22 protein-coding genes are annotated in these 20,334 nt (G+C 65.0%); 11 read left to right on the top strand and 11 right to left on the bottom strand.

The window, feature by feature from the left end:
• The first annotated feature begins 53 nt into the window (after nt 1-53).
• The 7 genes from JY451_01090 (at nt 54) to JY451_01060 (ending at nt 6,605) form a co-directional block, all read left to right on the top strand.
• Nucleotides 54-806 carry an SDR family oxidoreductase gene (locus JY451_01090; protein QZH75259.1) on the top strand — a complete coding sequence of 251 codons (753 nt, stop codon included), beginning with the start codon at nt 54-56 and terminating at the stop codon, nt 804-806.
• Nucleotides 807-816: 10 nt separating this feature from the next.
• Nucleotides 817-1,617 carry a cyclase family protein gene (locus JY451_01085; GenBank protein ID QZH75258.1) on the top strand — a complete coding sequence of 267 codons (801 nt, stop codon included), beginning with the start codon at nt 817-819 and terminating at the stop codon, nt 1,615-1,617.
• Nucleotides 1,618-1,629: 12 nt separating this feature from the next.
• Nucleotides 1,630-2,664 carry an aromatic ring-hydroxylating dioxygenase subunit alpha gene (locus JY451_01080; protein ID QZH75257.1) on the top strand — a complete coding sequence of 345 codons (1,035 nt, stop codon included), beginning with the start codon at nt 1,630-1,632 and terminating at the stop codon, nt 2,662-2,664.
• On the top strand, nt 2,657-3,307 hold the full coding sequence (locus JY451_01075) for a glutathione S-transferase family protein (protein QZH75256.1): 651 nt from the start codon (nt 2,657-2,659) through the stop codon (nt 3,305-3,307). Before JY451_01080 ends, JY451_01075 begins: the two co-directional genes overlap by 8 nt.
• A complete protein-coding gene (locus JY451_01070; GenBank protein ID QZH75255.1) occupies nt 3,297-3,953 on the top strand; it encodes a glutathione S-transferase family protein in 657 nt (218 codons plus the stop codon). Before JY451_01075 ends, JY451_01070 begins: the two co-directional genes overlap by 11 nt.
• Nucleotides 3,950-4,594, top strand: a complete 645-nt coding sequence (locus tag JY451_01065; GenBank protein ID QZH75254.1) for a class I SAM-dependent methyltransferase — start codon at nt 3,950-3,952, stop codon at nt 4,592-4,594. Before JY451_01070 ends, JY451_01065 begins: the two co-directional genes overlap by 4 nt.
• Before the next feature lie 301 nt (nt 4,595-4,895).
• Entirely contained in the window at nt 4,896-6,605 is a 1,710-nt protein-coding gene (locus JY451_01060) for an EAL domain-containing protein (protein ID QZH75253.1), read from the top strand.
• 58 nt (nt 6,606-6,663) lie between these two features.
• Here JY451_01060 and JY451_01055 read toward each other — a convergent pair whose 3' ends face one another.
• From JY451_01055 to JY451_01035, 5 genes are all read right to left on the bottom strand, one after another.
• A complete protein-coding gene (locus tag JY451_01055) occupies nt 6,664-7,011 on the bottom strand; it encodes a DUF2200 domain-containing protein (protein QZH76484.1) in 348 nt (115 codons plus the stop codon).
• A gap of 80 nt (nt 7,012-7,091) precedes the next feature.
• Nucleotides 7,092-8,162: a VOC family protein gene (locus JY451_01050; GenBank protein ID QZH75252.1), complete on the bottom strand. Its 1,071-nt coding sequence runs from the start codon at nt 8,160-8,162 to the stop codon at nt 7,092-7,094.
• 102 nt (nt 8,163-8,264) lie between these two features.
• Nucleotides 8,265-8,474: a hypothetical protein gene (locus JY451_01045; protein ID QZH75251.1), complete on the bottom strand. Its 210-nt coding sequence runs from the start codon at nt 8,472-8,474 to the stop codon at nt 8,265-8,267.
• A 103-nt stretch (nt 8,475-8,577) separates the two neighbouring features.
• The gene (locus JY451_01040) at nt 8,578-9,570 is read right to left on the bottom strand and encodes a LysR family transcriptional regulator (GenBank protein ID QZH75250.1); all 993 of its coding nucleotides are present in this window, start codon (nt 9,568-9,570) and stop codon (nt 8,578-8,580) included.
• 15 nt (nt 9,571-9,585) lie between these two features.
• Nucleotides 9,586-10,509: an NAD-dependent epimerase/dehydratase family protein gene (locus tag JY451_01035; protein QZH75249.1), complete on the bottom strand. Its 924-nt coding sequence runs from the start codon at nt 10,507-10,509 to the stop codon at nt 9,586-9,588.
• Nucleotides 10,510-10,547: 38 nt separating this feature from the next.
• Here JY451_01035 and JY451_01030 point away from each other — a divergent pair, with 38 nt between their 5' ends.
• From JY451_01030 to pobA, 3 genes are all read left to right on the top strand, one after another.
• Nucleotides 10,548-10,856 carry an antibiotic biosynthesis monooxygenase gene (locus JY451_01030; GenBank protein QZH75248.1) on the top strand — a complete coding sequence of 103 codons (309 nt, stop codon included), beginning with the start codon at nt 10,548-10,550 and terminating at the stop codon, nt 10,854-10,856.
• A 178-nt stretch (nt 10,857-11,034) separates the two neighbouring features.
• Entirely contained in the window at nt 11,035-12,165 is a 1,131-nt protein-coding gene (locus tag JY451_01025; protein QZH75247.1) for an FAD-dependent monooxygenase, read from the top strand.
• 11 nt (nt 12,166-12,176) lie between these two features.
• Nucleotides 12,177-13,346: a 4-hydroxybenzoate 3-monooxygenase gene (gene pobA / locus JY451_01020; GenBank protein ID QZH75246.1), complete on the top strand. Its 1,170-nt coding sequence runs from the start codon at nt 12,177-12,179 to the stop codon at nt 13,344-13,346.
• Here pobA and JY451_01015 read toward each other — a convergent pair.
• From JY451_01015 to JY451_00990, 6 genes are read right to left on the bottom strand one after another with little or no spacing between them, the layout of a single operon-like run.
• Nucleotides 13,343-14,359: a Rieske 2Fe-2S domain-containing protein gene (locus JY451_01015; GenBank protein ID QZH75245.1), complete on the bottom strand. Its 1,017-nt coding sequence runs from the start codon at nt 14,357-14,359 to the stop codon at nt 13,343-13,345. The genes pobA and JY451_01015 overlap by 4 nt on opposite strands.
• On the bottom strand, nt 14,356-15,519 hold the full coding sequence (locus JY451_01010; protein QZH75244.1) for a hypothetical protein: 1,164 nt from the start codon (nt 15,517-15,519) through the stop codon (nt 14,356-14,358). Before JY451_01010 ends, JY451_01015 begins: the two co-directional genes overlap by 4 nt.
• Nucleotides 15,512-16,744 (bottom strand): hypothetical protein, encoded by a 1,233-nt coding sequence (locus JY451_01005; protein ID QZH75243.1) that lies wholly within the window; start codon nt 16,742-16,744, stop codon nt 15,512-15,514. Before JY451_01005 ends, JY451_01010 begins: the two co-directional genes overlap by 8 nt.
• Entirely contained in the window at nt 16,734-17,576 is an 843-nt protein-coding gene (locus JY451_01000; GenBank protein ID QZH75242.1) for an MBL fold metallo-hydrolase, read from the bottom strand. The genes JY451_01005 and JY451_01000 overlap by 11 nt, the downstream gene beginning before the upstream one ends.
• Complete coding sequence (locus JY451_00995) at nt 17,573-18,562, bottom strand: NAD-dependent epimerase/dehydratase family protein (protein ID QZH75241.1); 990 nt, start codon at nt 18,560-18,562, stop codon at nt 17,573-17,575. The genes JY451_01000 and JY451_00995 overlap by 4 nt, the downstream gene beginning before the upstream one ends.
• Nucleotides 18,559-19,548: a hypothetical protein gene (locus JY451_00990; GenBank protein QZH75240.1), complete on the bottom strand. Its 990-nt coding sequence runs from the start codon at nt 19,546-19,548 to the stop codon at nt 18,559-18,561. Before JY451_00990 ends, JY451_00995 begins: the two co-directional genes overlap by 4 nt.
• Nucleotides 19,549-19,650: 102 nt before the next feature.
• Between JY451_00990 and JY451_00985 the strand changes: the two genes are divergently transcribed.
• Nucleotides 19,651-20,268, top strand: coding sequence for a TetR/AcrR family transcriptional regulator (locus JY451_00985; GenBank protein ID QZH75239.1), 618 nt, complete (start codon nt 19,651-19,653; stop codon nt 20,266-20,268).
• The last annotated feature ends 66 nt before the right edge of the window (nt 20,269-20,334 follow it).

The raw sequence follows: 20,334 nt of genomic DNA, 5'->3' as shown, positions 1-20,334 counted from the left end.
GGCATTGCGTTTCAGGCCCAACCCCAGCCCCTCCCGCAAGCGGGAGGGGAGGAGTGATCCCTATCACCCCGTCCTTCCGGCTCGAGGGCAAGCGCGCGCTGGTGACCGGCGCGGGGCGGGGGATCGGTCTCGCCGCCGCCGCCGCGCTGGCCGAATACGGCGCACAGGTGACGCTGGTCGCGCGCAGCGAGAGCGAGATTGCCGCAGCCGCGAAAGCCATTGGGAACGGCGCAGAATACGCCACCCTTGACGTTTCCGACCTTGCCGATGTGCGGCAGTTCTTTGCGCATCACGATCCCTTCCACATTCTCGTCAACAACGCCGGGACCAACCGCCCGATGCCGATGTGGCAGGTGGAGGAAGACGATTTCGACGCGGTGCTCGATCTCAATCTCAAGAGCGCCTTCTTCGTCGCGCAGGCCTGCGCGCGGCGGCTGATCGAGGTTGGCGAGAAGGGTTCGCTGATCCACATGGGCAGCCAGATGGGGCACGTCGGCGGGCCGAACCGCAGCCTCTACTGCGCCAGCAAATGGGCGCTCGAAGGGATGAACAAGGCGCTGGCGCTCGACCTCGCGCCGCACGGCATCCGCTCCAACACCATTGCCCCCACCTTCATCGAAACCCCGCTGACCAAGCCCTATTTCGAGAACGCCGAATTCCTCGCCAGCGTGCTATCGAAAATCAAGTTGGGCAGGCTCGGCCAGGTGGAGGACCTGATGGGCGCAGTGGTTTTTCTCGCCAGCGATGCCAGTGCGCTGATGACCGGAACAAGTATGGTAATAGATGGCGGCTGGACCGCTGAGTAGGAGAAGAGCAATGCCCCGCCGTTTTGTCGACCTTTCGATGACGCTTGAAAACGATGTCATCAGCGATCCGCCGTTCCTTGCGCCGAAGATCGAATACGAAGTTCACGCCGATACCCGGCACGAACTGGAGAAGTTCTTTCCCGGTGCGCCGATTGACGAAATCTACGGCGGCGAACCTTTCGCCGCCGCCGAATGGGTGCGGCTCACGACCCATTCGGGCACGCACGTCGATGCCCCATGGCACTATCACCCGACGCAGGATGCCAAGCTCGAAGGCGGCAGCCGCCCGTCGCAGACGATCGATGAAATGCCCTTGGAATGGTTCATGAACCCCGGCGTGAAGCTGGATTTCACCGCCAGGGAAGACGGCTATCTGATCACCGCCAAGGATATCGAGGAAGAGCTCGACCGGATCGGGCATGACCTGAAGCCGCTCGATATCGTGGTGGTCAATACCTCGGCGGGCATGGCGCTGAAGAACCGCGATCCGAAGTACGTCAGCCGCGGCGCGGGGGTGGGTTACGAGGGGACGATGTACCTGCTCGAACGCGGAGTGCGGGTGACCGGGATCGACGCCTGGAGCTGGGATGCGCCTTTCGTTCACACCAAGGCCAAGGTGGCCGAAACCGGCAATGCCAAGCTGATCTGGGAAGGCCACCGCGCGGGCGTCGACATCGGTTACTGCCATATCGAGAAGATGCACAATCTCGAAGTGCTGCCCGGCACCGGCTTCACGATTTCGTGCTTCCCGCACAAGATCAAGGGCGCAAGCGCGGGCTGGACGCGGGCCGTCGCGATTTTCGACGAATAAGGAGAGCGAGGCATGGGGGAGTTTCCGCGCAATTGCTGGTACATGGCGGGCTGGTCGGAGGAACTCCGCGAGGGCGACCTGCTCGCCCGCCGCATCGCTGACAGGCCGACGGTGCTTTACCGGCTCGCCGACGGGTCGGTTACGGCGCTGCTCGACCGCTGCCCGCACCGCTTCGCCCCGCTTAGCCGGGGGGAGCGCGACGGCGATAGCCTCGTCTGCCCCTATCACGGGCTGACTTTCGATGCGGCTGGCGCCTGCGTGCGCAATCCATTCGCCGAACGCATTCCCGCCGCCGCGAGAGTGGACAATTGGGCCTGTGTCGAACGCGACGGGATCGTGTGGCTGTGGGGCGGGGATCGCGAGGCTGCGGACCATGCCGCCATCCCCGATTTTGCCGTGGTGCGCGACCAGCCGGGGCGCAAGGTCCTGCGCGGCTATACCCATGTGAAGGCGCCCTACGAATTCTGCACCGACAACCTGATGGACCTGTCGCACATCGAATTCGTCCATCGCGGCACCTTTGCCGGGGACGGGGTGATCTTTGCTGGACGCCACGAAGTTATCGACGAGGGCGAGACCCTGCATTCGAACTGGTGGATGGAGGATGTCCCCGCGCCAAGCGCTTGCCGCCCCCCCTATGCCGAAGGGCAATTGACCGACCACTGGCTCGACATGCGCTGGAACGCGCCCGCCAGCATGAAGCTGGACATCGGCGCGACGCTGCCGGGTGCTCCGCGCGAGCAGGGCTATGCGGTGGGCGGGCAGGCGCATATCGTCACCCCGGAAACCCCCACCACCTGCCACTACTTCACCGCCAATGCGCGGCATAACGAGGTGGACAATCCGCACGTCGATGCCTTCCTGACAGAGCTGTTCGATCAGGCCTTCAACGTGGAGGACAAGCCGATCATCGAGGCCGCCTTCGCCAATATGGAGGCAGCCGATTTCTGGGCAGGGCAGCCGCTTTCGCTCGGCGTGGACCAGGGCGGCACCCGCGCGCGGCGCAAGATCGAAGCGATGCTGAAGGAGGAGAAATCCCTTGCCTGAATATACACTCTACCACCTGCCCGGTGCCTGTTCGCGCGTCACCATGACCGCGCTGGAGCAGTGCGGGGTGGAATACGCCGATCACCCGGTGAACCTGATGAAGGGCGAACAGCATTCGCCCGCCTTCCGTGCGGTCAATCCGCGCGGGAAGATTCCGGCGTTGCTGGTGGATGGGGAAGTGCTTGGGGAGAACGCGGCGATCCAGTGGTATCTCCACCGCAGCTTTCCTGAAGCGAAGCTGTTCCCCGATGCGGCGAGCGGCTGGGACGAGGCGCAGATCCTCTCGGACCTGTTCTGGATCAGCTCCGGCTGGCACCCGGCGGTGCGCGCGAACATGATGCCGATCCGCTGGACCACCGATGATCCTGCGCCGGTGCGGGCGCGGGGGAAGGAACTGGTTAAGCCGCTTTTCGAGGCTTTCGATGCGCGGGTGGCCTCGCAGCCGTGGTGGTTCGGTGAAGCGTGGTCGATCATCGATGTCTATGCCTACTGGAATTACACGACGGCGGAGCAGGGCGAATACGATCTTTCCGGGCTGGAAAACCTTGCGGCCCACCGCGCGAGGGTCGAAGCATGGCCCGCCTTCCAGCGCGCACTGGCGCGGGAGAATGCCGCGCGGGAGCGGCTGAACCATGCCGCATGAACTGATCCTCCACCACGCCTATACCGCCTGCACACGTGTAACGCTGACTGCTTTGGAGGCGGTGGGCGAGCCCTATGTCGAGCGGCTGATCGATTTCCGCGCGGGGGACAGTCGCAAGCCCGAATATCTCGCCATCAGCCCCGGCGGCAAGGTGCCTTGCCTGCTGGTCGATGGCGCGCCGCTGGTGGAAAATGCCGCGATCCTGCGCTGGCTGCATTCCGCCTATCCCGACGCAGGCCTGTTCCCGCCCGCCGCGAGCGCGTGGGAGGAAGCGCAGCAGCTTTCGGCGCTGGCCTGGGTCTCCTCCGGCTGGCACCCGTCGGTGCGCGCGGTGAAAGTGCCGTTCATGTGGACCACCGGCGATCCCGCCCCGGTGCGCGAGCGGGGGAACGAACTGTTCTCCGCCCTGCTCGACCAGCTCGATGCGGAACTCAGCGAACGTCGCTGGTGGTTTGGCGAGACATGGTCGATCGTGGATACCTACCTGTGGTGGGCCTACGTCAATTCCGAATTCGGCGGCTTCGACCTGTCGCCATGGCAGAACGTCGCCCGCCACCGCGGCGATAACGAAGCGCTGCCGCAATTGCAGCGCGCACTCGCCCGCGAGCAGGCGGCGCAGGACGCGCTGGAGGCGAGCAAGCCATGAGGTTCAGCGATCCCGAAGTGCAGGCAGTCTTCGCCGATTATCGCGTTCGGGCCGCGCACGATCAGGCGCTGATGGCCTCGCTCGGCCCGGCAGGCTTTGCCCGGCGCGACGAATTCCTGCTGCCGGTGGGTGAGGAGGTCGGCTGGCTGCTCCACGCGCTGATCGTGGCCCGCCGCCCCAAGCGCATTCTCGAACTGGGCACGTCCTACGGCTATTCCACCCTGTTCCTCGCCGACGCCGCGCGCGCGATAGGCGCGCAGGTGGTGACAATGGAACTGGCCGATTACAAGCAGGCCTATTCGCGCGAAGCTCTTACCCGCGCGGGGCTGATCGATGTGGTGGACTATCGCTGCGGCGACGCGCTTGAGTTGCTGGAGGCAGACAAGGGTGAGTGGGACTTCGTGCTGCTCGACATCTGGAAAGACCTCTACGTGCCGTGTTTCGAGGCCGTCTATCCGCAGCTGGCGGAAGAAGCCGTGTTGTGCTCCGACAACATGGTCGAACCCAAGGCCGCCCGCCCCAACGCCCGCGCCCTGCGCGCTGCAATCGGCGCGAAGGGCGACGTGCAAACGGTGCTGCTGCCGGTAGGGCAGGGGGTGGAACTGAGCGTGCGATGGAGTCCTTCGAACAATAAGCTCTGATCTGTCGGGATTTGCCTAGATTCGTTAGCCTGAAGCCAATCCCATTTTCGTGTCGTTCGCTGATCCGCAAAAGATTCCGCAGGCACGCACTTCAGGCCAGCCAGCCCGAGGACCCACTTTGGCCTGAGAAGTGCAAGTGGCTGACTCGTCTACGGAAACCACCTGCAAAGACAAATTCAGTCTATTAACCTTCGCCTGGCTAGGGCCGATGGGGGAGCCAGGGATGATAGACGGGTCACAGGATCGGAAAGAGTTGGACGCTGGCGCAGACGGCCGTGGTCCTTCGCGGTTGCAGTATGAGATGATGCTGACCAATTCGGGAACGGCTGCCATCTGTGCGGGTGCAGATAATCGCATCCTTTCCTGGAATAGCGCAGCAGAGCATCTTTTCGGCCATACCTCAGAGCAGGTTATCGGCCAGCCGCTATCGATCATCATCCCTTCACGTTTGCGCGCCGCGCATGATGCCGGCTTCGCGCGGGCGGTTGCATCCGGGCGCGCGCGCCTTGCAGGGCATTCGGTCGAGATACTCGCACTGCACGCCGATGGCAGCGAGATACCTGTCGACCTCACCCTTTCAATGTGGTTTGAAGGGGGCACGCCTATGTTCGGCGCCTTGTTGCACGACATTGCCGATCGCCACTCCGCCAAGAAGCGGCTGGAACACCTCGCCCATTGCGATACGCTGACCTCGTTGCCAAACCGCAATGCCCTTCACAATCGGCTCGCTGCCGAAATGAAAAACGTGCCTTGTTCGCTGTTGCTGCTCGATCTTGATGGTTTCAAGCACGTCAATGACACTCTTGGCCATACGGTAGGCGACACGCTGCTGAAGGCGGTAGGTAAACGCCTCTCGGAAGTCGTGGGGGACTCCGGTTTCGTGGCACGCCTTGGCGGTGACGAATTTGCCATCCTGCTTACCAGTTGCGCCGAACCGCTGCGGCCGAACGAAATTGCCAACCGCATTTTCGCTTGCTTGCGCACCCCTTTCGAGCTGTTGGGCAAGGCGGTTTATGTGGGGACCAGCATCGGCATTGCCATGTCGCCGCATGATGCATCGAAAGTCGAAGCTCTCCTCTCCTGCGCGGATCTCGCACTTTACAGTGCGAAGAACGAAGGCGGTGGGGTGCGGACCTTTTTTGCCCGCTCCATGCAAAGCAATGCCGAACACAGGCATCGGCTGAGTTGCGAGTTGCGCCAGGCGCTTGCCAACAACGAATTCGAACTCTGGTTCCAGCCGCAGGTTAGTCTAAAAGACAATTCGCTCTGCGGGGTCGAGGCGCTTCTGCGTTGGCGCCATGCCACACATGGTTTGCTTACCCCGAGTACCTTCATCGAAGTTCTTGAAGACAGTGTGATAGCAGAAGAAGTCGGTGACTGGATCGTGGACAGGGCCTGCGCTGCCGCAGCCGATTGGAAGCGGCGGGGCATCGGTTCATTGCGGGTCGGTATCAATCTGTTCGCCGCGCAGTTGCGCTCCGGCCGCCTGTTCGGAGTCGTATCTGGAGCATTGAAGAAGCATGGACTCGATCCGGCCCAGCTTGAACTGGAAATCACGGAGACCACCGTCCTGCGGCACAGCGCGCAGTCCACCATCGCCCTGCGCAAACTGAAATGTCTGGGAGTCAGCATCGCTTTTGACGATTTCGGCACCGGCTTTGCCTCGCTCAGCCTGTTGCAGAAGTACCCTTTGTCACGGCTGAAGATCGATCGCAGCTTTGTCGAGCGGGTGGACCGGAAAGCGGGCGATGCGGCCATCGTCAAGGCCGTGGTGACCATGGCGAAGAGCTTCGGGCTGACGGTGATCGCCGAGGGGGTCGAAACGCTGGGGCAGGAACGCGCGCTGGTGGATCTGGGATGCAGTGAAGCACAGGGGTTCCGCTATGGTCGCGCAATGGCGGCCGGCGATATCACTGCAACCTATCTGCGGGCCCGCGCCTCGGTTCATGCAGGACCTGGCCCCCGGATAGCAATGATGTGCTCCGCCGAGGCGCAGAGAAGGGCGGGTTGAAACGCGCTGGAACCGAACCCGCGCAAGGCCTTGGTTTCTCGATTGCGCCTATTGCGCTTTACCGCAACACCTTCTCCATCGCCTTGCCTTTCGCCACCTCGTCCACCAGCTTGTCCAGCCAGCGGACTTGCTGGGTCAGGGGGTCGTCAATGTCCTCCACCCGGATGCCGCAGATCAGGCCCTTGATCCCGCTGGTGCGGGGGTTGATCGCCGGGGCTTCGGCGAAGAACTGCGCGAAAGTGGTTTCGCGCGTCAGTTGGTCGGTTAGACCAGCATCGTCATAGCCGGTCAGCCAGAATATCACCGCGTCCACCTCCGCCTTGCTGCGGCCCTTGCGTTCCACCTTGGCGATATACAGGGGATAGACGATGGCGAAGGTAAGTTCACCGATGGTTTTGCGTGCGATGGCCTGGCTCCGATAGACGGGGTGCTGTCAAGCTACAGTCCGCGCCATGATCCGGCAATGGCTGTCACTGGTTCGAGCCGTCAGATCGCGTGCTCGTCCTCGTCGGCCAGTTCGGCCAGCTTGCCTTCCACCGGCAACGCACCCGGCTTGCTCTTGCGGTAAGGCTCGAAACTGGCGCGGTTCAGGTCAAAGGTCATGTCCCACGGGATGTTGTCGCCACGGAAGATTGGGGGCGCGTTGTTGCTCCACAGCAGCGAACCGAAGCGGAAATCCCACGCGCGTGGCACCCAGTTGTCGTCCAGATAGTCGCTGTCGGCGTGGTACTCGGCTTCGCCCGATTTGCCGGGAATGTCGCAGTAGTAGTAGACCGCGCTGGTGGCGCGGTGGCGGGAAATGCCGCCGCTGGAATTCATCGAGGTGTTCTTCCAGCCCCGCGCTTCCATGATGTTCGCCCCCAGCATCACTTCGTCGATATCGTCGCAGCCGAAGGCAATGTGCATGAACCTGAAATGATCGGGCGCGATCGGCAGGTCGCAGTTCACCCAAAAGATGCTGTGGTGTTCCCAGGTGCCGTCCGCGCGGGCGAAGATGCCGGTGCCTTTGGAATGGTCGGTGTAGCGGAAGCCCAGGTGGCGTTCGTAGAATTCGAAGCTGGCGACATAGTCGATGCTGAAGAAGACCACGTGGTTGATCGTCTTGGGGATGCACTTGTGCCGCCAGATGCGGTGCTGGTTGAAGCGCGGATAGCTGGTTGGGGTGTTGACCGGGCTTGTTTCAGAGACGAACGGGCGCTTGGTCCAGAGACGCAGCGCAATCGGCTGGCCGTCGGGGCATGTGGCGCGCACGGTGCCATCAGTGGCTGTCGTCACGGTGACTTCGGTGGCAAGGCTGGCGGCAAAGCGATCGAGCGCGGCCTGATCGGCCACGCCCCACACCGTTTCCTTGATGCCATCACCAGGAAAGGGATCGGGCGAGGGCAGGCGGGCATCGCCATGCTTGTAGAGGATCACCCGGCTGCCGGAAGGGAGGCGGAAGACTGTCTCGCTCTCGTCCGAACTCTCTGCCGAAAGTCCGAAATCGGTCCAGAAACGCGTATGCTCGGCCAGATCCGCCACTCCGAAGACCACGCTTTCAACGCCCAGAATACTCATCGCCAAACCCTATCCGCCCGATTGCGCCAGTCCAGACTAGGGCATCGGGCCGGATTGCTAAGCGCATATCGTGGGAGAGCAGCTATCCACCCGGGCGATAGGTCAATTCCCCTTGCGGAACAGCAGGGTCAGCAGGAAGAAGATGGTCTTCGCATCGAGCAGTTTCAGCGCCGCGCGCGCTTCTTCCGGCTTCAGCCGCGCGACCATCGGCATGGCGCCGAAGATCTTGCCGCGGATTACCAGATCGTTGCCGTCGCGCACGATCTCACGGACGTTCATTAGCTCGCCGTCGTTGGCGTCGTAGATCTTCATGCCTTCATCACCTTGTCGAATTCGCCCCCCGGATCGTCCGTCATGCGGAGTGCGACATGGCTCAGAACGGTCGCGTCGCTTTCCCGGACCTGAGCAATACGAGCTACCGCCCCGTCTGCTGCTCGCGGAAATGGAACGCGATCTTGCTGTCGCCATCCGCTTCGCTGTCGTCGGAAACCAGCGGTCCCGGCACTTCCTCGCGCGCGACCTTGCGCAATTCCTCCACAACCCAGCGCAGTCCGGCATCGTTGTTGTGCGCGATGTCCCACTGTGCCAGTTCGCGCACCGGGGGGATCTCGAATGGCACTTCGGCAAAGGCCACCGGATAGCGCCGCCCCAGCTTCTCGGCGAGGCGGCGGTGCATGGTGGCGATGCGATCGGTGCCGACGATCAGCGCGGGCATGGTGACGAAGCTGGCCGTGACCACTTCGATCCGCCGCTGCTGCTTCTTGCGCCGCATGTACCAGTCATCGAAGGCCGGGATCCGTGACTTGCCGAAGCGGACAGTGACGTGGGGCAGCGAGAGATAGGTCTCGCTCGACATCTTGCCCTGCATGGCCGGGTTGTCGCGGTCCCCCACCACCACGTAATCGTCCACGAACATCAATTCGCTGGGGTGATCCGAAGAAGTGGCGAAATCGACCGTTACCAGCAGATCGACGATCCCGCGTTCGAGCGCCTCGACCGGCGCGCTCGACATGTGCTGGATTTCGAAGCGCATTTCCGGGGCGATCTCGGCAAACCGCTGGAAGGCGGGGGCAAGCAGCACTTCGGTGGTGTAGTCGGACGCCATGAAACGGAACAGGCGGTCGCTGGTGCGGTAATCGAATTCGGGCTTCACAGCGATGGTGGCGGTAATCTGTTCGAGCACCGCGCGAGTCGGATCGATCAGTTCCTCGGCGCGCTTGGTCAGCACCATCTGCCGCCCCTTGAGCACCAGCAGGTCGTCCTCGAAATACTCGCGCAGGCGGGCGAGCGCGCTGGAAGTGGCGGATTGCGACAGGCACAGCCGGTCCGCCGCGAGCGACACGCTTTGTTCAGTCAGCAACGCATCAAGCGCCACCAGCAGATTGAGATCCAGCCGCTGGAACCGCATAATTCTCCCCGATCGTTATTCGAGCGTCTTGAGTGCGCTCTCCACCAGTCTAGCTACGCTGCCGTCATCCGCAAATCCCGCACGATGCGCGGCGAGCGTTTTGAGGCCGGGGTGCGTCCCGAATGTCGCTTCGAGCGCCGGATCGGGCAGGTAGTCGACCAGCGAGGCATGGGTGCCGCACTGGCGGGCCACTTCTTCGGCGAGGTCTTTCATGGCGACCCGCCGTGCGGGCAGGGTGACGGCGCGGGTGGCCGGCAGCAGCGCCGAGTCGAGCGCCAGCGCGTGGATAAAATTGTCCGCACAGCAGTCCACCGACTGGGCCCAGATCGTCGCCTGGGGAGAAACCGGGCAAGTGAACGGCTCGCCCGCGCGCAGGGCGTGGAACAGATCGCTCATGAAAGCCGATTTCATCCCCGATGCGCCTCTGGGGCGGGCGAGGATTCCGGGCAGGCGTATGCTCACTCCGTCGATCACGCCACGATTCGAGAGCATGGCGACGGCCACTTCCATCATCGCCTTGTGCCCGCCGTAGGTCATGCGCGGGGAAAGCGGCGTGGCATCGTCCACGCCTTCGGGGGGGAGGGGATCGCCATAGACAGCGATCGAACTGGCATAGACCACCCGCGCGCCGGGACTGACTTGCGCGAGCTCCTCCAGAAGATCGTACATCGCGTCCACGTTGATCCGCCGCGAGGCTGCGGGATCGGCCTCGGCCGCGCCTCCGGGGACGGTGGCGAGATGGACCAGCGCATCGCATCCTCCCGCCAGCGCCTCGGATCGCAGCGCTGCGTCACCCAGATCGCCCACTATCGGTCGCGCACCGTTGGGAATGCCATCGGCGAAGGAATCCAGTCCGGTAACGGAGTGCCCCGCCGCGCGAAGCTTGCGCACCACATGCCGCCCGACAAATCCCCCGGCCCCCGTCACCAGAACTATCATCGCTTGTATCCCATCCCCAAACTCGACATGCTCGACGCATGATAACCGAAGTCGCCCACCTCACCATCGATCCTGCACGCACCGCCGAATTCGAGGCAGCTGTGGCCAGCGCCGCCAAACACTTTGCGGCGGCGGAAGGTTGTCAGTCGATGCGGCTGGAGCGGGTGATCGAAGACCCGGCGCAATATCGGCTGGTCGTCGGCTGGGACTCGGTCGAAGCGCATATGGTGACCTTTCGCGAGTCCCCCGGCTTCACCCGCTGGCGCGAACTGGCGGCGCCGTTCTTCGTCGCGCCTCCGGTGGTCGAGCATTGGGAACTGGCGGGCGATCATTATTCTTCCGAATAGCCTGCGCGCTGCCGGTTGGCCTGCGGATTGAATCGATAGGCTGACATCCACCGCAGTGAACTGTCCGCAAAATCGATATCGAGGCATCCAAATTGCAGGCTTGGCGGATGCCGGCGTGCGGTCATAAAGCCGGATTAATGCGGACAATGGAGAAGCATGTGTTGAAGAGGCAGGGGCAATGATTTCGAGCGTATCGAAGGTTCTGATCGTGGGCGGCGGGATCGGCGGCATGGCGGCGGCCATCGCGCTGGCCGAACGCGGCGTGGCGGTGGACCTGATCGATCTCGATCCCGACTGGCGCGTTTACGGCGCTGGCATCACCATCACCGGGGCAACGCTGCGCGCATACAAGCGACTCGGCATGGTGGAGGATATCGCCCGCGAGGGAGCGATCACGCCGGGATCGGCGGTGTTCACTTTCTTCGGCAAGTTCCTCCACGATCTCGATGAACCGCCGCTGGAAGAGGGACTTCCGGCAACCGGCGGGATCATGCGCCCGGTACTCCACCACCTGATGCAGCAGCGGGTGCAGGCAGCGGGCTGCGACGTGCGGCTGGGGATCACGGTGGACGAACTGGATAACATGGCGGGCGGCGTGGATGTCACCTTCTCGGACGGCTCCAGCAGTCGCTACGATCTCGTGATCGGCGCGGACAGCATTCACAGCCGGGTGCGCGAGCTGGCTTTCCCGCACATGGGCGAGCCCGAACGCACGGGGCAGGGCTGCTGGCGCGTGTCTATGGCCAAGCCGCCGACTCTCGAAAAGGGCGAAATGTTCTTCGGCCACCCGCAATATACCGTCGGCATCACCCGTTGCGGCGAGGAGCAGGTCTATCTCTGGCTGCTGAGCAAGCACGAGCGGCGCGAAAAGCACTTCGAAGCCGATGAACTCTATGACGAAATGAAGGCGCGGCTGGCCGATTTCGGCGGCAATGCCGGCTGGGTGCGCGACAATATGACGCGCGAAGACTGGGTGAACTATCGCCCGCTGGCGGCGAAGATCCAGCCACGCCCGTGGCATGAAGGGCGCGTGGTGCTGCTCGGCGACGCCGTCCACGCCACCACCCCGCATCTGGCTTCCGGCGCGGGGATGGCGGTGGAAAGCGCGGTGGTGCTGGTGGAGGAACTGGAGAACGCCAGCGACGCCGAAGCCGCGCTTGCCGCCTATGAGGAGCGCCGCTTCGAGCGTTGCCGCGACATTGTAGAAAGCAGCATCGCCATCGGTGAAGCGCAGCTTGCCGGCGCCGGAGGAGACGTGGTCGGTGGGATGATCGGTGCCGCCTCGCACCGGCTGATGGCGCCGTTCTGATGGAAACCCCGATGAAAACCCAGGTCTGCATTATCGGCGCTGGCCCGGCGGGGCTGCTGCTCGGCCATCTGCTGCGCGCCGAGGGGATCGACTGCGTGGTGATCGAGCGGCAGGCGCCCGATTACGTGCTCGGGCGGATTCGCGCGGGCGTGCTGGAGAACGTGACCGTCTCGCTGATGGAGCGGCTGGGCTTGGATGCGCGGCTGAAAGCGGAGGGGCTGCCGCACGGCGGGTTCAACCTCGCCGATGGCGAGCGGCTGATCCGCATCGATATCGAGGAACTGACCGGGCAGCAGGTTGTGGTCTACGGCCAGACTGAAGTGACCCGCGACCTGATGGAAGCAGCGGAAGATCGCGGGCTGGAAGTGATCTACGGGGCGGAAGGCGCGGCGCTGCACGATGTGGAGAGCGATGCACCCTTTGTCACCTTCACCAGGGACGGTAGCGAGCACCGCATCGACTGCCGCCTGATCGCCGGGTGCGATGGCTTCCACGGCCCCAGCCGCAAGGCGATTCCCACCAGCGTGGGCAAGGAATACCTGCGCGAATATCCGTTCGGCTGGCTCGGCATCCTCGCCGATGTGCCGCCGTGCAACCATGAACTGATCTACGCCAACCACGAACGCGGTTTCGCGCTCGCCTCGATGCGCAGCGAAAGTCGCAGCCGTTATTACGTCGACGTTCCGCTGACCGATACCGTGGACCAGTGGAGCGACGAACGGGTGTGGGACGAACTGGCGACACGGCTCGGTCCCGAAGCGGCGGCAGGGATTACTCGCGGCCCCAGCATCGAGAAGAGCATCGCGCCGCTGCGCAGCTATGTGTTTGCGCCGATGCGGCACGGCTCGCTGCTCTTGTGCGGCGATGCTGCGCACATTGTGCCCCCTACCGGCGCCAAGGGGCTGAACCTTGCCGCGAGCGACGTGCACTACGCCGCCGATGCGCTCACACGGTTCTTCCGCGCACACGATAACGATGCGATATCAGGCTATTCGGATCGGGCCCTGGCACGGGTGTGGAAATCCGAGCGGTTCAGCTGGTCGCTCACCCGGCTGATGCACCGCTTCCCCGAAGACGGCCCGTTCGAGCGCGCGATGCAGGTGGCCGAACTCGACTACATCGCCAACAGCCGCGCCGCCCAGACCAGCATCGCCGAGAACTACGTCGGGCTGCCGGTCTAAAGCGAGGCCCGTACCGGCTCATCCTGCCCTTCCGGGAGCCTTTCGCCCTTCCACAATTGATGCAACCGCTGGCCGAGCAGGTCGCCCGGTCCGGACACGAATTGCGGGTGCCCGAACTGCTGCATCACTCCGTGCTGCTTGGCCAGAGCGTCACGATCCTGCGCCACCACCGGCCACAGGAAAAGCCGGATCGCGGCCTGCTTCAGCCAGCCGGGGGCGAAGCCCTTTGGTGTCGAAAAGCGCGCGAAGGGGGTGAAGCTGGACTGGGTGGCGGGTGTGAAAATGGCGGTGACGCACAGGGTCAGCTTTGTCGAGCCTTCCCAGCGTGCCTGCACCGTGCACGGCGGGGAATAGCGCGAGACGCTGCGGACCCGGTCGCGTTCGAGAAAGCGGGACATCAGGCCGAGATCGGGTTGGGTCTGGTGGATCGCCATGTCGATACCGTCGCCGTGGCATGTCACTACCAGATCGACCGGCAGGCGTTTGTCGCGGCGGCGGATGAAGCCGTGGTGGAGGTGGTTGGTGTGGAACGGGTCCATCACGTTCTCGATCGCGTCGAAGGCGCGCCCGGCCCAGGTGCCCTGCTGCCACCAGAAATGATCGAGTTCGGGATTGCCGAAATCGGGAGGCAAGGGCGGTTCAGCAGGCGCTTCGGCGGAAAGGGTCACGAACACTCCACCGTGCCGCTCAACCGCGCGGACTGATTGTGCGTTCAGCCGCGCGTCGCCGCCTTCGGCCAGTTCGCAGCCGGGGACGGAAACGCAGCGGCCATGCGCATCGAAGCGCCAGCCGTGGTATCCGCACTCCAGCGTGCCTTCGATCACACGCCCTCCGGACAGCGGATAGTTGCGGTGCGGGCAGCGGTCGACCAGCGCCGTCACCCCTTCCGCTGTGCGAAACAGTGCCAAGGGTGTGCCGCAAAACATTGCTTTTGCTATCTTGCTCGCACGGATGTCGCGCGACAGCGCCACCATGTGCCAGGCATTGCGCACGGCATCGGGGAACGTGCTCACGCCAGCTCCTCCCCGTTCCAGGCAATATCGCGGGTGGTGGCCGAAGTGGTCGAGATACCGTGGCGCAGGCCGCTAAGCGCGAAACCCGCAGCATCCACCAGCGCGCCTGCCAGCGGCAGGCGGTCTCCGGGCCGGGAAATGGCATCGCGGGATTGGCGCATGGTCGCCCGCCACTCTGCCACAGCTCCGCGCCGCAAGGCCAGCGGCAGGCCGAACAGCACCATCGCCGGGGCGAGATGACGCGGGGCTGGGGCGGGCTGTTCTGGCATCGGCGTCCCGGAAACTATTGCGCGAGCAAGATCGCCATTCCCCACCAGCAGATGCACCCCGCTGGTGCCGCGCGGATTGCACTCGATCAGCCACGGCTGGCCGCTGGCGTCGATGATGGCATCGCAGGCGAACTGACCGGTCAGGTGCGCGCTGGCTGCAAGGCTCTCGGCGATGGCGCGCAGAGGGGCGGTCTGCGCTTCGGCCAAAGGCGAAAAGGCGAAGCTCGCCCCGCCGCCCAGCCGCCAGCGGGAGGTATAGGCGGCGAAGGCGAGCAGCTTTCCGTCACGGGCAAAGGCGTGGAAGCAGCATTCCTCGCCGCGAACCCGGCGCTGTGCGAGGAGCGGCGACACAGGCGAGGGTGCCAGCTGCGCCAGTTCCGCCGCAGCAGGGCCGACCAGCGCACTCTCGCCGAAGCGGCTGAAAGGGGGCTTGAACACCCATTCGCTGCTGTTCCCCGCCAGCCCCTCCAGATACGCACGGCTTTCCAGCAACAGGCCCTCGGGCACCGGCAGGCCCCACTCGGTGCAGGCGAGAGCGAACGCGTGCTTGTCATGCAGGCGGCGCAATGTGGCGAGCGGCGGAGCGAACAGGCGCTCTTGCAGCGCGTCCGCCAGGGCTGGCGCGGACAGGTGGAACACTTCCTCGCAGGTCGGGATGACGAGGCGGGGGGAAAGCTCCGTCACCAGCCGCGCAATATCCCTGCGGAAGCTCGCCGGATCGAGCGCGGGCGGTGCATAGCGGTGCGTGGCCTTGGGCACGCGCGACCAGCGCGCCATCCGCGCCGGGGTGCAATCGGCGAGATGCACCTCGTAGCCCGCCGCCGCGAAATCGCGCGCGAGATCGAGCGCGGCGGCGGCGCGGGCGCCAGTGATGAGCACGCGCTCAGTCATTGCGCCAGACTACCTTGCGGCGCTTGGGGCCGGGCCATTCGGGGAGGTCGCTAGACGACCGGACCGGAACGGGGACCAGGCTGGCGAGCGCGGCGGCGGCGCGCTGGGCTAGGTCCGGCGGGCAAGCGGGGGCGGTTCGCAACTCTGCACTGCGCGTGTCGGCCAATGCCTGCCAGCGGATTGCGCCGCCCAGTTCGGCTTCGACCGCTTCGTTGATCTGGCGGGGAATGAAGGTGCAGGAATCGAAGCGCCACAAATTGCCGACACGCCCGCCGATTGGGCGAATGGTGCGCCCGACAAATCCACAGCGGCAGGGGCTTAGTCCGTCCAGTTCGAGGAAATCATCGCCCCGCAGCCGAACAACTGGCTGGCTGCGGCGGTGCAGGTCGGTCACGATCGGGCGGAAGCCTTGCGTTCCCGCCACGGGCTCCAGTTCGATCACCAGCGCATGATCGCTGAGGTGCAGCCGCCCTTCGCGGCAGGCGGCACCCAGGAAACCCTCGGTCGCCTGCCAGATCGGTTGCGGAATGAGGCCGAGGCGTTCCGCCACGAATCCGCGCTCCGCCTCGCTTGTCGGCTCGCTACCGTAGAACAGGTGGGTGAGGGAGGGGAATCGGACGCCCTGTTCCGCAAGCGCAATCAGCCGGTACGGCGGGGCGATCAGGATGCTTGGATCGTATTGCGCCAGCGCCGCCGCCGTTTCGGCAATCGGCGCTTCGAGCGGGAAGTGAGCAAATCCGATCCGCCGCCCGCGCACATCGGTGTAGAGCGCATTGTTGGAGCGCAGGTGCAGCGCAATCCGCTGGCGGCGCAGCAGTGCGCTCGGCGGGAGCAGCCGGGCAAGGCTCTGGCCGATATAGTCGGCGCGCTCTGCGGCAGTGGTGAGAAACAGCCCGCGCGCGCCGCCTCCGCTGCCGGTGGACCAGCCTGCGGTGATCTCGCCGGTGTCTTCGCCGCGCTCTGCCGCATCGGCCAGCGCCGTGCATTGCCCGTGCGAGAGGCCGAGGCTGTTCCAGCGCCCGTAATCCGCGCGCAGGTCTGCCGTGTCGGTGATCGGGAATTGCGCCAGCGGCTTGCCTGCAAGTTCCGCCAGTGCGGGGGTGGTTCGCAGCGCGGGCTGGAGCGCTCGCCATTTGCGCTCACTCAGCTCCTCCAGCCGCGGGGGAGACAGGCGCATCGCTCGGCGGGTGCGCCACCAGGCGCGAAGCACTTGCTCAGCCCCCATTCTCGCCCCGGAAGGCAGCAGCGCTGGCGGCGCAATGCGAGGGGAGGATGGCGAGATCACGGTTGTTCAGGCTGGCGCGGTGGAGCAGGTTCAGCGTCGCGCGATAGCCGCGCGTATCGCCGAGCAGCGCGGTGGTGATGCGGGGTGGCGGGCGGCGCTCCTCGATCGACTTGCCAAACCACACGGCATCGGCGGCAAGTAGCACGTCACGCCCCTCTTCGCTCTGGAACGCCAGCCCCCAATGCCCGGGGCAATGGCCGGGCAGGGGAACCGCGATCAGGCTGCCATCGCCCAGAATGTCACGCCCCACTGTGAAAGGCGCAAAAGCTGAGGGAAGCGCCACTTCGGGCGCGTCCTCGAAGAAGCGTGCGTCCAGCGCATCGGGCACGCAGTGGGCGAGGTAGCCCTTACGCACCCGCATAAAGCGGCCAGCCTGCCGGAGGTCCTCCAGCCCCGCGCGGGCGCACCAGACGGGCAGGTGCGCCAGATTGCGCAGCCCCGCGACATGATCGCCGTGGAAGTGCGAGACCACGGTTCCGGCGAGATCGCCCTCGGCAATGCCGTGTGCCGCCAGCCATGCCCGCCATTCGGCTTGCGGGCCGATCTGCACCGGCGTGGTCCAGCGGTAGAGCCGCTCGGGGAACGGGCGGGTGGCGGCGAGGAAGGCCGGATCGTAGCCGGTATCGAACAGGAAAATGCCGCGCTCCGGATGCGCGATTACCCCCACCAGCGCCGGAAAGGTGGCGGGGCACAGGCTGCCGCCGCTGATCGTCATCGCTTCCGGATGGCGGCACGATCCGCGCGCGATCCAGCGGAATCCGACGCGCCTCATGCCAGATTCCGCACTTCGGTGAGCAGGGTTTCGATGGCATCGTGGCGGGGCTCGTAACCGAGTAATTGCTGTGCGGGTTCAAGATCGAAGGTCTGCGAATTGGACATTGCCGCCAGCGTGTAGCGGGTGAGGACGGGTTCGTTCTTGGCGCGTGTCATGCGCGCAATACCTTCCAGCACGGTGGCGATGATTCGTGCTGGAGCAGCTGGCAGGTTGGCGAAATGCGGTGCGGTTCCCAGCGCATCGGCCACTGCCTGCGCCAAATCCCGCGCCGCAATCGGCTGCCCGCCGGAAATGTTGAGCGCGCGCCCGCCGATAGCCTCGCACCGCCCCGCCGCTTCGCACACCGCCCAGGCGGCATCGCGCAAGTCCGTCGGTTCGAGCAGCGCCACCCCGCCGCGCGGCAGCGGCACGCGCGGGCGGCGGGCGAGTTCGATCAGGCGCGGGACGATCACCCGGTCTCCTTCGCCAACCAGCGCACGCGGCCGGATGGCGCAGGTGGCCATGCTCGCGCTGTTGGCGGCGCGGACGCGCCGTTCGGCTTCCAGCTTGGTGCGGGCGTAGTGGTTTAGTTGCGGATTGGCCGGAGCATCGTCGGGGCCGATCTGGATCCGGTCGCGGAAACTGGCGAAGATCGAGGGGGAGGAGACGAAAGTGAAGCGCTTTACTCCGGCCTGTTGCGCGGCTTCCAGCAGGCGGTGGGTCGCGGTGACATTGATCCGCTGGAATTCCGCGCGCGTGCCCCAACTGGCGGAGAGCGCGGCATTGTGGATCACCGTGTCGCAACCACCCACCAGAGCGGCAAGGTCGCAGTCGCTCGTCGCCAGATCGGCGCGGACATATTCCACGCCCGACCAATCAAACGCCGCTCTCCCGGTCCCGCGCACCTGCCATCCGCGCGACAACGCCTCGCGCACCAGCGCGCCGCCCAAGCCCCCGGTCGCGCCGGTGATGAGGACGCGCTCCGGAGAGCTTTGGGCGCTCACAGCTGCAACACCATCGCGCCCGCGCTGATCCCGGCTGCGGTGCCGAGCAGCATCACCCTGTCCCCACGCTTGGCCATGCCGCTGTCGAGTGCATGGGCGAGGGCAGTGGGGATCGAGGCGGCTATCTGGTTGCCGTGGGTAGCGAAAATATCGATCACCAACGCCTCATGCGATGCAAACAGGCGGCGAACATGCTCCACCCCCGGCGCGCTCGCCTGATGGCAGATGACGCAATCGAGATCGCCCCGCACCATTCCCGCATCGGCCAGCGCCCCGTCGATCACGCCAGGCAGCGCCTTGGCTGCCGCCTTGAAGATGCCAAACGCGTCCATTTCGAAATGCGACCCCGCCACAAGCGCCTCGTAGCCTTCCTCCACCCGCAGCCTGGTGCCGCCCGCGCGCAATTGGGCGAGAGCGTGATGATCGCCGTGGGTCACAAACCGGCTGACGAGCAGGCCAGACGCTTCACCAGCCTCCAATGCCACTGCCGCCGCCCCGTCGCCGAAGATCGAGCGGATCTTCGGGTCGCTCGTATCCAGCCCCGCCGAAGCTATGTCGCTCGAAAACACCAGTACCCGCCGCCAGCGCCCGCAGGCGATTCCCATGGCTGCCACGTCGAGCGCGGCCATGAACGAGAGGCAGGTCTGGTTGACGTCGAAGGCCGGAATGCCCGATGCGCCAAGTCCCAGCCGCGCCTGCACCAGCGTGGCGGTGGAAGGGATCGGCTGCTCCATCACGCCGCAGCCGCCGATCAGGGCGTCGAATTCGCCGTCCGCCCATCCGGCCCTGTCGAGCGCAGCGCGCGCTGCCGCCGCGCCCATCATCGAACTGGTCTCGTCCGGCTCGGCCACATGGCGGCTGGCGATGCCGAACTTTCCTTCGGTCCACCCGGCATCATGCCCATGCACCGCGTCCAGCGCCGCCGAGGTGACGACGCGCCTGGGGCGATAGGCACCCCATCCGGCAATGGTGAAAGAACTCAGCACAAGGTGATCTCCAACCGATTCGTCCTGTAGCATGGCAAAGAAATAAACACTGTTCAATTAAAAATTGCACAGCGTTCAATTCCTGTGTTATCCCCCGCCGTCATGGGCAGGCGATCCGATCATACCGCAAAGGAACTGCGCGAGCTGCTGGTGGGCGAGGGGCATGCCTTGCTCGCCGAGCGCGGCTTTGCGGCCTTTTCCGCGCGCGAGGCGGCCCGGCGGGCGGGCTATTCGGTAGGGACGATCTACAATGTGTTCGGCTCGCTCGACGGCTATATGCTGGCGATTAACAGCCGCACTTTCGGGCAATGGGCGGCGGCGCTGGAAGGCGCGCTGGAGGGCGTGGCAGGCGAGGGCACCGCGCGGCTGGAAGCGCTGGTCATGGCCTACTTCGCCTTCGCCGAGGCCAACCGCAACCTGTGGATGGCGATCTACGACCACCGGATCGACCGCGCCGTGGACATCCCGGCGCAGGATGTCGCCGCGCGAGAAGCGCTGACAGGGATCGTTGATCGTGAAGTCGGCGCGTGGTTCGGCCCCGATGCCGATACCGCGCAGGTCCGTCCGCTCGTCCGCTCGCTGATCGCCACGGTCCACGGGCACTGCGCGCTGTGGCTGACGGGCAGCTATGCGCTGATGAACGAGCGCGAACCCGCGCGGCAGGCGCTGGCCCGCGTGCTCGAAGTGCTGGCCGCCAACCGGCTCACCGCAAAGCACTGATCGAGGCATTGCACAGCCAAGCTTGAGGCCTATGGTGGGCACTCATTTCAACTGAAACGGGTTGCC

The sequence above is a fragment of the Erythrobacter sp. genome (assembly GCA_019739335.1).
GTDB lineage: Bacteria > Pseudomonadota > Alphaproteobacteria > Sphingomonadales > Sphingomonadaceae > Alteraurantiacibacter.
The sequence above is the reverse complement of the archived record's forward strand: the minus strand, read 5'-3'. Positions and strand labels throughout refer to the sequence as shown.